The following is a 16,076-nucleotide window of genomic DNA, read 5'->3' on the forward strand; positions in this document are numbered from 1 at the left end:
GCTGCTGCCGAACGGATAGGCGGAGGCTGCGAGGTGTCCAATTTGCCGTGCCTCCCTACCTTTTAGCTGAACGCCGGGAACGCCCGGATGGTCGTGTCAGTTGCAGAAGAGGTCCTGTCCACCCGGCCGTGCCCGGGCCGCCCTTGAACGGACCGACGATTTTCGAGGTGATCCAACCGCCGTAGAAGTCACCGTCCTGGGAGGTCACCTGCTCGCCGTCGACGGAGAGCACTGCCCCGTGAGGGCACCCGTTGTTGCAGAATCGGTCCCCGGGCACGAAAGTCGTCAACGGCTCACGGATGGTGGCTCCAGCCGCCTCGGCTGTTCACTCTCAAGATGATGGAGTGGAAATATCTCCGAAATAGCTCTTGCGGTGTTTCAGCATGATAGCTATCCTTCAATCACAGGCTAAATCAGCCATCGGGCAATGCTTCGGAGGTAGTTATGAAGGAAGTCACAGTCTTTGTCCCGGAACATCGTGTTATTGAGTTTTATCGACGATTCGGAGAGTTCATGTCACAGGAGGAAGAGTTCACCGCAGCTGATGGACCGCTGAGCGGGGGCCGGGTGCCGGCTTGGGCAACCGATGCAGGTGCAGTGGAGCTAGCTGCAAGAATCTGGTCGAACCTGAGCGCCGCAGGCCAGAAGGCTCTGGGGTTGCTGGTCGATGGAGCGTTGGAGGAGCGCCCCAAGAAATTCACGCCGCAGGAACTCGTCGAGCACCTCGACCACCCGAACGGCGTGAGTGGAGTGGCGGGCGTATTCGGATCTGCCGGCCGCGCAGTGAGAAAGGCGCGTGCGCCGCGCTACCCCTCAAACAACGGTAAGCAGTGGCATTTCGTCTGGGACTGGGATGGATCCCACTACTGGATGGTTCCTGAAGTCGCCGCGCTTTTCCGTGAGGCCCAAGCGCTGTAGCTCGCCCTGCCTTAAGAGGCGGCAGCAGTCTTCGGAGACTGCTGCCGCTTTCGTTGGCCATCGCCGAGCCGTAAGCCGGTCCCTCACCGGCAAACTCGCCAACTTCATGATTTCCTTCGAGAACGCCGTTATGCAGGCGCTCTCTGCTTCCCATGTGACCCGCCCGATTACCAACTGCCCCGCAAACGAATGGCTGCCCACTGCACGCACCCCGGTCCGCCCTGAGAGGAACCAGTTCCCCTCCCGGCCTCCGGACGTAAACTGACCTTCGGATCACTCGGCGGAACGCGTGGCTGGGAGTACGGATGCTCTGGAAACTGCTCGTTGAATACCTGACACCGCAACGCTGGCTGCTGCTCGCCGTCGTCGTCTTCCAGCTGGCGCAGTCCATCGCCTCGCTGTACCTGCCCACCCTGAACGCGGACATCATCGACCAGGGCGTGGCGAAGGGGGACACGGAGTACATCCTGCGTACCGGCGCCGTGATGCTGCTGGTGACCCTGTTGCAGATCGCCTGCGCCATCGCGGCCGTGTACTTCGGGGCGAAGGCGGCGATGGCGCTGGGCCGGGACGTGCGCGGGGCGATCTTCAGTAAGGTGGCGGCGTTCTCCGAGCAGGAGGTCACCCGCTTCGGCGCGCCGAGCCTCATCACCCGCTCCACCAACGACGTCCAGCAGGTCCAGCAGCTGGTGCTGGTCTCCGCCACGCTGATGGTGGCCGCGCCCATGCTGAGTGTCGGCGGGGTGATCATGGCGATCAGGCAGGACGTGCAGCTGTCCTGGCTGATCGCGGTCAGCGTGCCGGTGCTGCTGGGTGCGGTGGGGCTGATCATCACCCGGATGGTGCCGCTGTTCCGGCTGATGCAGACCCGGATCGACACCGTGAACCGGGTGCTGCGCGAGCAGCTCACCGGCATCCGCGTGGTCCGCGCGTTCGTCCGGGAGGACGTGGAGACCGCCCGCTTCGCCCGGGCCAACGAGGACGTCACGGACACCGCCCTGCGTGCCGGCCGGCTGATGGCGCTCGCATTCCCCACCGTGATGCTGGTCCTGAACGTCTCGTCCGTGGCCGTGATCTGGTTCGGCGCCTTTCGGATCCAGGACGGCTCCATGCAGGTGGGCACCATGATCGCGTTCCTGAGCTACCTCATGCAGATCCTGATGTCCGTCATGATGGCCACGTTCATGGCCATCATGATCCCGCGCGCGGCGGTCTCCGCGGACCGGATCGGGCAGGTGCTGGGCACCGAATCCAGCGTCAGGCCGCCGGAGCACCCGCTGGACTTCTCCGGCCGGACCGGCCGCGGCGAGCTTCAGATGCGCGACGTCGGGTTTGCCTACCCGGGTGCCGAGCAGCCGGTCCTGTCCGGGATCAGCTTCACCGCCCGGGCGGGGCAGACGACGGCGATCATCGGCGCCACCGGTTCCGGCAAGACCACCCTGGTGAACCTGATGCCGCGGCTCTTCGACGCCACGTCCGGTGCGGTAATGATCGACGGCGTGGACGTCCGGGAGCTGCACCCGGACCTGCTGTGGGGGCACATCGGCCTGGTCCCGCAGAAGCCGTACCTGTTCTCCGGCACGGTGCGCAGCAACCTGCTGTACGGCAAACCCGACGCCACCGAGGACGAACTCTGGCGGGCGCTCGCCATCGCGCAGGCGGAGGACTTCGTCCGCGAGATGGAGGGCGGGCTGGACGCGCCGATCTCCCAGGGCGGCACCAACGTCTCCGGCGGGCAGCGGCAGCGGATCGCGATCGCCCGGGCGCTGGTGAAACGGCCCGAGCTCTACATCTTCGACGACTCCTTCTCCTCGCTGGACACCGCCACCGACGCCCGGCTGCGGCAAGCCCTCCGGCAGCACACCGCCGGCGCCACCCTGGTGATCATCGCCCAGCGGGTCTCCAGCATTGTCGACGCGGACCAGATCCTGGTGCTCGACGGCGGCCGGCTGGTCGCGCACGGCACGCACGCGGAGCTGCTGGAGACCTCGGACACCTACCAGGAGATTGTGAACTCCCAGCTCGCGGCGGAGGAGACGGCATGAGCGCCACGAACCGCACCGGGCCTGCCGCACCGGCCGGCGGGCCGGGACGCGGCGGGGGAGCCGGGGCACCCGGCGCCGCTCCCGCCGTCGAACGCATCCCCCGCCCGCGCGGCGGCCCCGGCCACGGCGGGCCGTTCGCCGGGATGAACGTGCCGGCGGAGAAGGCGATGAACTTCTGGCCGTCCGCCAAGCGGCTGCTGGGCCAGCTGCGGCCGGAGCGGCTGTGGCTGGTGCTGGTCCTGATGCTCGCGGTGGTGAGTGTGACGTTCTCGGTGATCGGGCCGCGGCTCCTGGGGGAGGGCACCAACCTGATCTTCGCCGGCGTCGTGTCCAAGGAGCTGCCGGCCGGGGTGAGCCAGGAGCAGCTGATCGCGCAGCTGCGCGCGGAGGGGCAGGACCAGCAGGCGGACATGCTCAGTGCCATGACGCTGACCCCGGGCGAGGGGATCGACTTCGCGGCGCTGGCGAATGTGCTGCTGTGGGCGCTGGTGCTGTACGTGCTGGCGTCGGCCTTTATGTGGATGCAGGCATATATCCTCAACGGCGTGGTGCAGCGCACCATGTTCCGGCTGCGCGAGCGGGTCGAGGCCAAGATCAACCGGCTGCCGCTGCGCTACTTCGATACGGTCCAGCGCGGGGAGCTGCTCAGCCGGGTCACCAACGACGTGGACAACATCTCACAGAGCCTGCAGCAGTCCATCAGCCAGGCGGTCACCTCGCTGCTGACCGTGCTGGGCGTGCTGGTGATGATGTTCATCCTCTCGCCCACCCTGGCGCTGATTGCGCTGGTCACCGTGCCGCTGACGCTGGTGACGACGGCGCTGATCGCCAAGAGATCGCAGAAACTGTTTGTGGCGCAGTGGAAGCACACCGGGGAGCTGAACGGGCAGATCGAGGAGACCTACACCGGGCACGCGCTGGTGAAGGTGTTCGGCCGGCAGCGGGAGGTGGAGGAGCGGTTCCGGCAGAAGAACGCGGAGCTGTATGAGGCCAGCTTCGGCGCGCAGTTCGTGTCCGGGCTGATCATGCCGGCCATGACGTTCATCGGGAACCTGGTCTATGTGGGGATCGCCGTGGTGGGCGGCCTGCAGGTGGCCGCCGGGGCGATGCAGCTGGGTGACGTGCAGGCGTTCATCCAGTACTCGCGGCAGTTCACCCAGCCCCTAGCCCAGCTGGGGTCGATGGCGAACCTGCTGCAGTCCGGGGTGGCGTCGGCCGAGCGGGTGTTCGAGCTGCTGGACACCGAGGAGCAGTCCCCGGATCCGTCTCCCGGGGTGGCTCCGGCGGCGACACGCGGGAAGCTGGTGTTCGAGAACGTCTCCTTCGCGTACTCACCGGACAAGCCGCTGATCGCGGACCTGAGCCTGGTCGCCGAGCCGGGGCAGACCGTGGCGATCGTCGGGCCGACTGGGGCCGGGAAGACCACGCTGGTGAACCTGATGATGCGGTTCTATGAGCTAGACGCCGGCCGGATCACGCTCGACGGCGTGGACGTCACCGCGATGACCCGGGACGAGCTGCGCTCGCGGATGGGCATGGTGCTGCAGGACACCTGGCTGTTCGGCGGGACCATCCGGGACAACATCGCCTACGGCCGGCCCGGCGCCTCGGAGGAGGAGATCCTGGAGGCGGCGAAGGCGACGTACGTGGACCGGTTCGTCCGGTCCCTGCCGGAGGGGTACGACACCGTGCTCGACGATGAGGGCTCCAATGTCTCGGCCGGGGAGAAGCAGCTGCTGACGATCGCCCGGGCGTTCCTGGCCCGCCCGTCCGTGCTGATCCTGGACGAGGCGACGAGCTCCGTTGACACCCGCACCGAGGTGCTGGTGCAGAAGGCCATGAGTGCGCTGCGCTCCGACCGGACCAGCTTCGTGATCGCGCACCGGCTCTCCACCATCCGCGACGCCGACCTCATCCTGGTGATGGAAGCCGGGCAGATCGTGGAGCAGGGGACGCACTCTGAGCTGCTGGCCGCCGGCGGGGCGTACGCCGCTCTGTACGCGGCGCAGTTCGCGGCTCCGGTGGCCGAGGTCTAAGCAGTGCCGGTCGTGGTGAAGACCAGTTCGGTATGCCGGCAGTTGGTTGTGCTGACCGGTTGGCCATAGCCGGATGCACAGGTTGCAGCCGACATCGTTGGCGAGGATGCTCAGATTGTTCGCTTCGGCTTCGGTCCAGTGGTCATGATCAGGTCCTTGCTGACCCAGGTGGCCAGCGAGGCGGCGAAATCGGATGGTCCATCAAGGGGGCCGAATCAGCCCGGATCGTGGGTGTTATAGGCGAGGCCGATCTGGTGTCAGCGTGTCCTTTGCGGCGACGACGGGGACGCTGTCTTGGGGCGTGTCGTGTACGTCCTGTGATCGATGCCTGCGTGCGCTTTTGGCCGATTTGACGTAATGCGAGCTTAAGGTAAAGATCGAGTCCGTAGCGACTAGCACATGGTCGAATTGCGCTCCGAATCCAAAGGACAATAAATGCCCGGCCCTCACAACGTCGTTGAACCACAGGAATTCACAGAAGAGATGTATTCCTCCCCAGAGGTCGGTGGCCTGAATGACTTTCTGACGCTGGTCAAGAAAGGTGCTCCGTGGCGCATTTCTACTGAGCGCCTCATTCGCCTGAACGGCAACAGCAGACGTGGGAAGATTGTCAATCAGGACATAAACGAGAAACTTAAGAGTCGCGGCCTGGTGTGCAAGCCGGCAGTTGAAAACGCGGACTATTACGGACATGTGTTCATCTCAGACCCGAGGGATGAACTGCCGGAACCTGAAACGGTGGCCTCGTTGCCCATTTCCGCATTCCGCGGCGATTGGCCGAACCTGGTTTCTTGCGGACCTGACATGCCTGCGAAAAAGACGCAAACTTTCATGATCAGCGATGATCTCTCGCAGATTCCCGTCCTGTCTCAGGATAAAAAGACATTGTACGGCGTGGTGACGTGGAGAAGCATCGCTCAGTATCGAGGCAACCTGGACTCTGCGAGGGCAAGGGATGTGATGGGCCCGGTAAGCCACGTGGCGTCCTCGTCTGATGACTTTTTGGAGCTTGTCGAAACAATCATCGCTCAGGAGTTTGTGCTGTACAGAGCCCCCGACGGTTGCGTCGACGGCATCGTGACTGCCAGTGACCTCGCGGAAGCTTTTAATGGAACCGCCGGTATCTACATCCAACTCCAAGAGTTGGAAAGTCGGCTGCGGATTCTCTTGGATAAGTCTCCCATTCCGAAGCTCAGGGAATTCCTCGAATCAAGACGCAGAGACATGGTTAATTTCCGCGGTGCCACTGACATGATGTTCGGGGAGTATCTCGCCGCGCTTAATGACAAGCAAATTTGGAATGCCACTGGCATCGAACTCGATCAGGGTGTCTGCCTCAGTCTGCTCAAGAAGGTCAAGGACGTTCGGAATGGGGTTATGCACTTCAGTGCAGGCCCAGGCGACGAAACCGATGTGGAGTCGAGTAACAAGCATGCTGTGACGCGAGCACTACGCATTCTGAGGGCAACGCCCCTTAGCTGAACAAAAGGGACGCCTTTATCGCAGGTGCAGTGCATGCGTTGACATGGTAAGTGAAGTTCCCACTGACGCTGTAAACGGCACGGGGTGGAGATTTCCGTTGAACTCGGGTCTGCGGACCGTCGCCACCCCACAGACGTTTACTCCTGTTGCAGCCGGAAAGATTGAAGAATCCGGCTAAAGTTTTCAAGCACGATCGGCTTTCGTTCATGGAGTGTGGGCCGGTGGTCGAACCGGGGCAAAGTCGCGGAGGGAGCAGCGGGGATCAGGGAATCACCCAACTCTTCGGCGACCCGTTCAATGCCCAGGATGGTGTCGATGCTTTCGGCCTCCAATTCACCAACGCTCGACCACTCGTCCCGACCGTCGCTGCCCCGCCCAATAGGGGAAATAGCGGCGAGTACATTGGATACGTCCCACCTACCCCCCGATCCGATGAGCCCCCAAAGAAAATCTTGAGCGTGCGCGTTCGAAGTAAGATCGCGCAGGGCCCAGACGGTCCGGAGCGCTGCTTCGAATTCGGCATCTGTCGTGGTTGCGTTCAAACTCTTCAACTGAGCCTCGATACGATCGGCCACGATCGGCCTGGCGTTTTGGATCCAATCCGGTCGTTGTTCATTGTCCGCTCCCGAGCGGAACTGCTGTCGCATCAAGTCGCTTACAAGCGCGAGGCCTGATTGCGTTTCGCAAGTTGTCTTTATGATCGAGAGGGCATCTTCCGGGGCTGACAAAAGCAGGTGCTCTGCGAATCCCAAGACTGGCCAAGACGGACGCGACAGGAACCCTGTTTCCTTCGCGGCTATGGCTTCGTAATTCGATCCGAGTATTTGCATTAGGCTCGCGACCGGCAATGCAGAGTCAACTCCATGCCGCATAATTTTCGAAACAACTAATGGGGCGTTCTCTACAAGTTTGGATTCGACAGCCGCCGTCGCAGCTTCTGGACGAGATGCTCGGAGTTCCCGAAGGGACTCAAGGATAGTACTTTCGGCTATATCGGTCCGGGGCACTCCCGTCTGGGTGTACCGGTAGAAATAGTCCGGGTGTCCAACGCCCTTGCGGTTGGAGATGTCCGTCTTGGCTGCAGCCCCGTACTGCATGTTGTCTCTCGCGCTTCGGAGCGGGACAAACAAGTCCGCGAGAAGCTCTGCTATCGCGACAGGATGTCGGGCTTCCGCATCCTCGATGTACCCGAGCCAGCGTTCCCAACGCTGCTGATGTGTCTCCTTCCGATCGGACGGCCATTGGCCCCCGCCGGATGAAAGTAGTTCGTCGGAGCGCTCTTCGACGAGGTCGTATACAGAAGGCTCAAAAGTCCGGAGGAAAGTCATTAGGACAAACTCCACGAAATCGACTTCGCCGGCGACGTCGTGCCAGGTCGCGTCGACCTGAGTAAAAAGCCTCTTAGCTGCTCGAGGTTGAATAATGTAGCGGTCAAGGCACTTCCCCCACGACCGGCTCAATCTTTCCTCGTCCTGATTGCTGAGCTGCAAACCATGGCTGGTGAGTACTTCCTGAAGCACCACGTTGACCAGCTCCAGCCGGTCCTCCGGGAGCATCGAGGGTATGTCCAGCCGCAGTTGGATCATCTTTTCCATGTATTCGCGCGCCCGGCTCTTCTCGTTGGCGACCAATCCCGTCCTCATTAGGACGTCCTGAAGAGTCCTTTCGTCGTATGACAGCAAGTAGTACACGTTGGGCAGTCGCCCGAGAAGGCGCACAAGCTTGAAAGTCATGAGCAGCTCATCGGGGCCGAGGCGGTCAAGGTCGTCCATCAGCACAAGGATGGGCGTATCCAGCTCTTGGAGAAGGTCCGCGGCCTGCGCCCGAAGCTTTTCCGGGCTGCGGTCCCCGCTGACCAAATCCGCGAAGAGCTGCATCGGACCAGAAAGATCTGCCCCCGCTACACTGGCGATGCTGCCTAAGGGCGCGAACCGTGAGATCCATCCGCCTATTGCCGCTCTCGCCCCTTCGCCCCCGGAACCGTCTGGAAGTGCGGCTCTGATTTCTGAGAAGAAGGCGGGCACGGCTGTATCCATCGATGCATACGACCATGGGTTGTACTTCGCCACTCGCCATTCGGTGTTCGTCGCCAAGGCTGCCTCCACCTGATTCAGGAGCGTGGTTTTCCCGCTTCCCCACGGGCCCACAAGTGCGGCTACGGCGCTAGGTGTTCGGTGGCGGAGAATGTTCAGTGAGGACACAACGCGGTCGACGATCTTTCCCCTGCCGAAGCTGTCCAAATGATCACCGGTAAGGGGGTCGTCTCCGTAAAGTATCGACAAGGCGTTTCTCCTCGCTAACTGATGGCTGAACGTAATCTGGGACAAAGCGCACAATGATTGCACAGTATCGCAGCCAAGTGCACCGTGCGGCGGTACCCTGGCCAGCGGTGTCGCTAGACCCGCTCGATACGGGCACATTTATCAACTCATGGGGCAGCGGCGGGGGAGTTCAAGCTGCGACATATAGCGTGCTCGTTAGCCCGTGAGCACACTGAGATTAAGATGATCGATATCTCTAGGGCTTTAATTGGGCCGCTGCGCGCCCATCCCGATCATGGCTCCACCGCCAGGTCGACCCTATTGCGACGCAACGTCGGCGAAGGCGGCCACACCACAAAGTCTTCGCCCGACGCGAGAACTTCTCACAAGCAGAGCTAATCGTTGTAGCCCCAAGCAGATTATCGAGACGCCCGACAGCCATAGGCTCCAATTGCGCAGTAGGGGCCTGGGCCGTGGCCTGAAGGAGACAGCTCAGCGGCAACGTCTAGTCGCTGACCCGAGCGCTAAGCCAATATGCCGTCTCGTAGCCAGCGTCACATTTCCAACTGCTCACCTTTTTGCATGTTCAGATGACGGGGAGACCTAACTGTCGGTTTTGGAAGCCGTCTGGGCCGAATGTCCGGAGGTACCTGCACCAGCCAAACCCCGTGAGTCGAGGGCGGCTGATGTCGAAGCAAATCAAATGTCACAGCCTCAAACTAGTCTTCGAGCTATGACCACAGATTCAGCAGTTGCCAGCCTCCTCGAATGGGGCAATTCCCAACTCGGCATCGCAGTGCTCACGGCTCTTATATTGGGAGTTCTGAAGAACATTCCTAAGCTTCTGCGTGGCTTCATCCGTGGACTCCACAACGCGCCCGACCGAATACTCATGCGCGTGTTCGATGCCATAGATAGGAGGACTTCCTCTAAGTCAAGCGGTCTTCTTTAGGTTCCGGCCGCTCGGACCCTTGCCCGGGAAAACAAGCTCTAATGATGAGCGTCCTGAGCGCTTGGCTCCATCCGGGGGATGGCATTATGCCTGCGGAAACGGACTAAACAGGGAAGGTACTCGTTCCAGTTCTGGTGCATACGGCCGGTCACGCGCGAGTACCCGTAAGCCGCCCCGATGTGCGCCAGAATGGACGCGGCCGCGCGGTCTGCGGCCGGTCGTGGTCGGATGCCGAGAGCAGGGCCAAGTGGTTACTGTCCGGTTCCTTATCGATGAAGGTTCGGCGGAGTCGATCGACCCGTGTTGAGTTCGTCCTTCAGCGCAGCGGGCACAGGTAGCCTGTCGGAACAAGCTCCGAGGTGGAGCACAAAACAACGCGCAGGATTTGATCCAGCGTCGACTGCTGGAGGAAGGTCGAATGGGCGCTCCGTACGTATCTATGAGGCGTTTGGTGGATAACTCGCTGTCTGCAATCTTGGGGGCAGTTGAGGTCTACAACAAGCCGCGTATGACTTATCGAGATGAAGTCACCGTGATGCTTGTGGTGAACGCGTGGGAGCTCGCGCTGAAGGCGACATTGAGAAAGAACGGTAAAACGATCTTCTACCCAAAGCACCGAGGTGAGCAGTACCGATCGCTCACGCTCGACGACTGTTTAGGAAGAGTCTCAGCACAGAATCTATGGCCCCCGCACATTGACGGCCCCGCCGTCGTGGCAAACGTGAGGGCACTTTCGGAGTACCGGGATCGTGCCATTCATCTCTATAATGCCCAAGGCCTGGGGGCGATCATCTACCCGTTCCTGCAACAAAATGTCCTGAACTACCGTGACTTCATGCTGGCCAAGTTCAACAAGGATCTCGCTGACTCCATGACATGGCAGCTCCTGCCGCTTGGAGCGACAGCTCCGGCGGACGCCGTGAGGTTCATGCGCACCGACGGAAACGCAACGATGGTTACCGAAGTGCGGCAGTTCATCGAAGCCCTGCGAGGTTACATGGATGAGGCGGAGGCGGCGGGTAGCGAAATGTCACGTGTTGCCACGATCTACGACATCAATATGCAGTCTGTAAAGAAGATGACGAGCGCAGACCTCGTTGTGGCCATCTCCCCGACGGGAGACGGACAAGTTGTGGTGCGGAAGACCGACCCCAATAAGACTCATCCCTACAGCATGAAAGAGCTGCTTGAAAGGGTCAATGACCGGCGCGAAGGACGTCCTTTGAATACCTACGACTATCAAGTCGTTTGCTGGAAGGAAAACCTTAAAGACGAGCCGAAATACGCGTGGAAGCATAGCAACGCGGCAAGCTACGTCTGGTCCGGTGATGCCGTCCATTTACTAGCATCATTCGATGACGACTACTACGACAAGTGCCGAGCAGAGTACCTTGCGCGGGTATAAGACCGCGTGAGCGGACAGGCGCCTCTGGTTACTAAGCGGCGTGCGTACCTCTGCCGAGAACCCGCCCTGGGAACGGTAGTCGGTCCTTCACACAAGTGGCCACGGGTAGCGCATGCCGGTGCGGTCAACCGGCAGCGCCCGTGCGCGCAGCAGGCGCTGGACGCGGTGCTGCAGGGCAGTGACCTCGTCGTCGTCGAGGAGCTCGGCCACCTCGGGAGGGACGGCCTCGGCGAGCGGCGCAATGTCCTCGAGCAAGGCTTCGGGGGTGGGGTCGCCGGCGAAGTCCCAGATGACGGTGCGCAGTTTGAAAGCGGCAGAGAAGCACAGCCCGTGGTCGATGCCCCAGATCCGGCCGTCGTCGCCGCGGAGGACGTGCCCGCTTTTGCGGTCCGTATTGTTGGCGACGAAGTCGAACAGGGCGATCCGGGCCAGCTCGGCGTGGGTTTCGGGGGCGTCCTCGAACAGGGTGAAGTAGTGCTCTTGGAAGTCGCACTCGATGAACCACTGCAGCGAACCGACCCCTAAGGGTGCCTCCTCGCGGATCACTGTCGGCGGGATGAAGCCCCAGCCCAGGGATTCGCTGAGCAGGTAGGCGGCGCGTTCCCGCTTGAAGAGGCCGGCCTCGAAGTCGGACAGCGGACGTTCGCCGGCTTCCGGCTTGTAGACCGCGTACGCGACGTCGTCCCCGCAGGTGACCTGGACGAGGAACGTCTGGTTGCTGCTGCGCGGGATGAGCCCGAGCAGTTCGATGCTGCCCTCGGTCAGCAGGGTCAGCTCGCGGCCGGACACCCTGGACCCCGCTTCATGACGCCCTCAGCCCGCTGAACGGTTCGGAGGTCGAATTCACCATGTGCACCGCGGGATCCTGGCCCTCCACGAATGAAATAGCAGACACCGAGCCCGGGCTGATGACGAGCCGCTGGAACAGATCCAACGGCGTGCCGAGAGCGTGGGCGACGGCGGCCTTGATGGGATCAGCGTGCGAGAAGCACACCACCACGCCGCCGGCGTGGGCAGTACACAGCGCCTCCAACGCCCCGACAATCCGTGTCTGCATCTCCGGAAAGCTCTCACCGTCCGGGAAGCGGAACTGGGACGGGCGGTGCTGCACGGTCTGCCACTCGGGCAGGGCAGCCAGGTCGGCGATCGCTGACCCGGTCCACCCGCCCAAATCACACTCCAGCAGCCCGTCGTCGTACTTCACTGCCAGCCCGGTACGGGCCGCCGTCGGCTCGGCCGTCTCGCAGGCGCGCTCCAGTGGCGAGGAATAGAGGGCATCGACCGGTAAACCGGAGAGCCGTTCCGCGACGCGCTCGGCCTGGGCGCGGCCGCGGTCGGACAGGTGCAGGCCCGGCGCCCGGCCCGGCAGCACCGTGCCCGTCGTCGGCGTCTCCCCGTGGCGGACCAGAAGGAGGAGCGTGCCCTGCTGCGGGGGCTCCGCTAAAGGTCCGGGCGTTGTTGAAGTCATCAGCATCCAGCGTATTCCGCACTCCACCCCAGTGCGCAGGAATCTCAGGAAATTCCTCGATTCCCCGCCGGGTACAGGTCTACGGTGGAGGAGTGAGTGATCGCCCCGATATCTTCACTGCTGGTGAACTGCGTGCCTCCGGCCACGTCCACAAGGACCTGCGCCGCGAAATCCGCGACAACCTGCTGGCCGCGCTCGCCGCCGGCCGCGACCCCTGGCCCGGAATGTACGGCTTCAGCCGCACCGTCCTGCCCCAGCTCGAGCGCGCCCTGCTCGCCGGGCACGACGTCGTCCTGCTCGGCGAACGGGGACAGGGCAAGACCCGGCTCCTGCGCACCCTGGCCGGGCTGCTGGACGAGTGGTCGCCGGTGATCGAGGACTCGGAACTGAACGAACACCCCTACGAACCCGTCACCGAGCACTCCCGCGCCCTCACCGAGGGGGACCGGCTGCGGGTGGCGTGGCGCCACCGCTCCGAACGGTACGTCGAGAAGCTCGCGACGCCGGACACCTCCGTCGCGGACCTGATCGGCGACGTCGACCCGATGCGGGTGGCCGAGGGCCGCCGCCTGGGCGACCCGGAAACCATCCACTACGGCCTGGTCCCGCGTTCCAACCGCGGCATCATCGCCATCAACGAGCTGCCCGACCTTGCCGAGCGGATCCAGGTCTCCATGCTCAACGTGATGGAGGAACGCGACATCCAGATCCGCGGCTACGTGCTGCGGCTGCCGCTGGACGTCCTGGTGGTCGCGTCCGCCAACCCGGAGGACTACACGAACCGCGGCCGGATCATCACGCCGCTGCGGGACCGCTTCGGCGCCGAGATCCGCACCCACTACCCGATAGAGCTCGACGACGAGGTGGCCGTCATCCGGCAGGAGGGTCACCTCGTGGCCGGCGTCCCGCCCGTCATCCTCGAGATCCTGGCCCGCTACACCCGGGCCCTGCGGCAGTCCCCGGCGATCAACCAGACCTCCGGGGTGTCCGCGCGATTCGCCATCGCCGGCGCCGAAACCGTCGCCGCGGCCGCCCTGCGCCGGGCCAGCGTGCGCGGCGAGGACGAGGCCGTCGCCCGGATCATCGACCTGGACGCCGCCGTTGAAGTCCTCGCCGGGAAGATCGAGTTCGAGTCCGGGGAGGAGGGCCGGGAACAGGACATCCTGGACCACCTCCTGCGCGTGGCCACCGCGGAAGCAGTGCGGGCGCACTTCCACGGTATCGACATGGGCGAACTCGTGGCCGCGCTGGACGGCCACACCACGGTGACCACCGGGGAGCTGGTCACCGCGCGGGAGTTCCTCGAAAACCTCCCGTCGCTCAACGGATCAAGCCTCTACGACGACATCGGTGAGCGCCTGGGCGCGACGAACGACGGACAGCGCGCCGCCGCCGTCGAACTGGCACTGGAAGGCCTCTACCTCGCCCGGCGGATCGCCAAGGAGTCCGACGACGAGGCAACCGTTTACGGGTAACGCAGCGTTACCGCTAGGGAGACCTGATGACCGCTCACCACCGGTCCCGGTACAGCCGCTACCGGGGAGGACCGGACCCGCTCGCCCCGCCCGTGGACCTGGCGGAGGCGCTGGACGCCGTCGCCGAGGACGTTATGGCCGGCTACTCGCCCCGGCACGCCCTGCAGGAGTACCTGCGGCGCGGCGGCCGCAACCGCGAAGGGCTCGACGACCTCGCCGGCCGCGTCCAGCAGCGGCGCAAAAACCTGCTCGGCCGGCACAACCTGGACGGCACCCTTAACGAGGTCCAAAAGCTGCTGGACACCGCCGTGCTGGAGGAGCGCAAACAGCTCGCCCGCGACGCCATGATGGACAACACCGACCGCGCCTTCCGGGAGATGCAGCTGCAGAACCTGCCCAAATCCACGGCGGCAGCGGTCAGCGAGCTCGCCTCCTACGACTGGCAGTCCAGCACCGCACGGGAAGCCTACGAGCGGATCAAGGACCTGCTGGGCCGCGAAGTCCTGGACCAGCGGTTCGCCGGGATGAAGGAGGCCCTCGAGGGCGCCACGGAGGAGGACCGCGCGGCCGTGGCCGAGATGCTGCAGGACCTCAACGAGCTGCTCGACAAGCACCGCCGCGGCGAGGACACGGACGCGGACTTCCAGGAGTTCATGGCCAAGCACGGCCAGTTCTTCCCGGAGAACCCGCAGTCGGTCGAGGAGTTGGTGGACGCGCTCGCCCAGCGCGCGGCCGCAGCGCAGCGGCTCCTGCAGTCCATGTCCGCCGAGCAGCGCGAGGAGCTGATGCGGCTCTCCGCGCAGGCATTCGGCTCGCCCGAGCTTATGGCACAGTTGGGCCAACTCGATGCCAACCTGCAGGCGTTGCGCCCCGGCGAGGACTGGAGCGGATCCGAACGCTTCGAGGGCGAGGAAGGGCTGGGACTCGGCGACGGCACCGGCGTGCTGCAGGACCTCGCCGAACTGGACGAGCTCGCCGAACAGCTCTCCCAGTCCTACAACGGCTCACGCCTGGACGACCTGGACCTGGACGCCCTCGCCCGCCAGCTGGGACAGGACGCCGCCGTGTCCGCGCGCACCCTCGCGGAAATCGAGCGGGCCATGCACGACGGCGGCTTCCTGCAGCGCGGGGCCGACGGCGACCTCCGGTTGTCCCCGCAGGCCATGCGGCGGCTCGGCAGGTCGCTGCTGCGCGACACCGCCAAACAGCTCTCCGGCCGGCAGGGCCGCCGGGACACCCGCGTTGCCGGGGCGGCGGGGGAGCAGACCGGCTCCAGCCGGCCCTGGGCGTTCGGCGACGCCGAGCCGTGGGACGTCACCCGGACCATCACCAACGCGATCCGCCGCACCATCGCCGACGGCGGGAACCCGCGGCACGGCCTGCGCCTGGCGGTGGACGACATCGAGGTGACCGAAACCGAGGCGCGCACGCAGGCCGCCGTCGCCCTGCTGGTGGACGTCTCCTTCTCGATGGCCGCCGAGGGGCGCTGGGTGCCGATGAAACGCACCGCGCTGGCCCTGCACCACCTCGTCTCTACCCGGTTCCGCGGCGACCGGCTGCAGCTGATCAGCTTCGGCCGCTACGCACGGACCATGGACATCGGCGAGCTCACGGCCCTGCCGGCCTTCCGGGAGCAGGGCACCAACCTGCACCACGGGCTGCTGCTGGCCGGACGGTTCTTCCGCCAGCACCCGTCGATGCAGCCGGTCCTGCTGGTGGTGACCGACGGCGAACCCACCGCGCACCTGCTGGCCGACGGCGAATCCTGGTTCTCGTATCCGCCGGACCGGGAGACCATCCGCGTGACGGTGGCCGAGCTGGACCGCCTGGGGCGGGCCGGCACGCAGGCCACATTCTTCCGCCTCGGCGATGACCCCGGCCTGGAACGGTTCGTCGTCCGGATGGCCCGCCGCGTCGGCGGCCGCGTGGTGGCGCCGGAGGCCGGGGACCTGGGCGCCGCCGTCGTGGGGGAGTACCTCCGCGCCCACTTCCGCGGACGTGCGTTCGGCGACGACTGGGCCGGATAGACGCCGT

At 64.1% G+C, this 16,076-nt stretch carries 11 protein-coding genes and 1 pseudogene; 8 read left to right on the top strand and 4 right to left on the bottom strand.

Features of this window, described 5'->3' with window-relative positions; all coding sequences use genetic code 11:
* Nucleotides 1-118: 118 nt before the first annotated feature.
* Nucleotides 119-223: pseudogene (locus tag ABIC21_RS19310) on the bottom strand (DUF427 domain-containing protein); the annotation flags it as partial.
* 221 nt (nucleotides 224-444) lie between these two features.
* Here ABIC21_RS19310 and ABIC21_RS04705 point away from each other — a divergent pair.
* From ABIC21_RS04705 to ABIC21_RS04720, 4 genes are all read left to right on the top strand, one after another.
* Entirely contained in the window at nucleotides 445-918 is a 474-nt protein-coding gene (locus ABIC21_RS04705; protein ID WP_354349257.1) for a DUF6416 domain-containing protein, read from the top strand.
* A gap of 305 nt (nucleotides 919-1,223) precedes the next feature.
* Entirely contained in the window at nucleotides 1,224-2,963 is a 1,740-nt protein-coding gene (locus ABIC21_RS04710; protein ID WP_354349258.1) for an ABC transporter ATP-binding protein, read from the top strand.
* On the top strand, nucleotides 2,960-4,999 hold the full coding sequence (locus tag ABIC21_RS04715) for an ABC transporter ATP-binding protein (RefSeq protein ID WP_354349259.1): 2,040 nt from the start codon (nucleotides 2,960-2,962) through the stop codon (nucleotides 4,997-4,999). Before ABIC21_RS04710 ends, ABIC21_RS04715 begins: the two co-directional genes overlap by 4 nt.
* Before the next feature lie 435 nt (nucleotides 5,000-5,434).
* Nucleotides 5,435-6,481 carry a CBS domain-containing protein gene (locus ABIC21_RS04720; RefSeq protein ID WP_354349260.1) on the top strand — a complete coding sequence of 349 codons (1,047 nt, stop codon included), beginning with the start codon at nucleotides 5,435-5,437 and terminating at the stop codon, nucleotides 6,479-6,481.
* Nucleotides 6,482-6,618: 137 nt separating this feature from the next.
* Here the strand turns inward: ABIC21_RS04720 and ABIC21_RS04725 are convergent, their stop codons facing one another.
* Nucleotides 6,619-8,763, bottom strand: a complete 2,145-nt coding sequence (locus ABIC21_RS04725) for a KAP family P-loop NTPase fold protein (protein WP_354349261.1) — start codon at nucleotides 8,761-8,763, stop codon at nucleotides 6,619-6,621.
* A gap of 712 nt (nucleotides 8,764-9,475) precedes the next feature.
* Between ABIC21_RS04725 and ABIC21_RS04730 the strand changes: the two genes are divergently transcribed.
* A complete protein-coding gene (locus ABIC21_RS04730; RefSeq protein WP_354349262.1) occupies nucleotides 9,476-9,694 on the top strand; it encodes a hypothetical protein in 219 nt (72 codons plus the stop codon).
* Nucleotides 9,695-10,145: 451 nt separating this feature from the next.
* The gene (locus tag ABIC21_RS04735; protein ID WP_354349263.1) at nucleotides 10,146-11,099 is read left to right on the top strand and encodes a DUF3644 domain-containing protein; all 954 of its coding nucleotides are present in this window, start codon (nucleotides 10,146-10,148) and stop codon (nucleotides 11,097-11,099) included.
* An 87-nt stretch (nucleotides 11,100-11,186) separates the two neighbouring features.
* On the opposite strand, the gene ABIC21_RS04740 is transcribed toward ABIC21_RS04735, so the two are convergent.
* Together ABIC21_RS04740 and ABIC21_RS04745 are read right to left on the bottom strand one after the other, a co-directional pair.
* Entirely contained in the window at nucleotides 11,187-11,888 is a 702-nt protein-coding gene (locus tag ABIC21_RS04740; protein ID WP_354349264.1) for an SCO1664 family protein, read from the bottom strand.
* A 13-nt stretch (nucleotides 11,889-11,901) separates the two neighbouring features.
* Nucleotides 11,902-12,573, bottom strand: a complete 672-nt coding sequence (locus ABIC21_RS04745; RefSeq protein ID WP_354349265.1) for a histidine phosphatase family protein — start codon at nucleotides 12,571-12,573, stop codon at nucleotides 11,902-11,904.
* Between the two features lie 86 nt (nucleotides 12,574-12,659).
* Here ABIC21_RS04745 and ABIC21_RS04750 point away from each other — a divergent pair, with 86 nt between their 5' ends.
* Entirely contained in the window at nucleotides 12,660-14,042 is a 1,383-nt protein-coding gene (locus ABIC21_RS04750; protein WP_354349266.1) for a sigma 54-interacting transcriptional regulator, read from the top strand.
* Nucleotides 14,043-14,068: 26 nt separating this feature from the next.
* Nucleotides 14,069-16,069, top strand: coding sequence for a vWA domain-containing protein (locus ABIC21_RS04755; protein ID WP_354349267.1), 2,001 nt, complete (start codon nucleotides 14,069-14,071; stop codon nucleotides 16,067-16,069).
* Nucleotides 16,070-16,076 lie beyond the last annotated feature (7 nt).

It is taken from the genome of Pseudarthrobacter sp. PvP090 (assembly GCF_040547365.1).
In the GTDB taxonomy this organism is placed as follows: Bacteria; Actinomycetota; Actinomycetes; order Actinomycetales; family Micrococcaceae; genus Arthrobacter.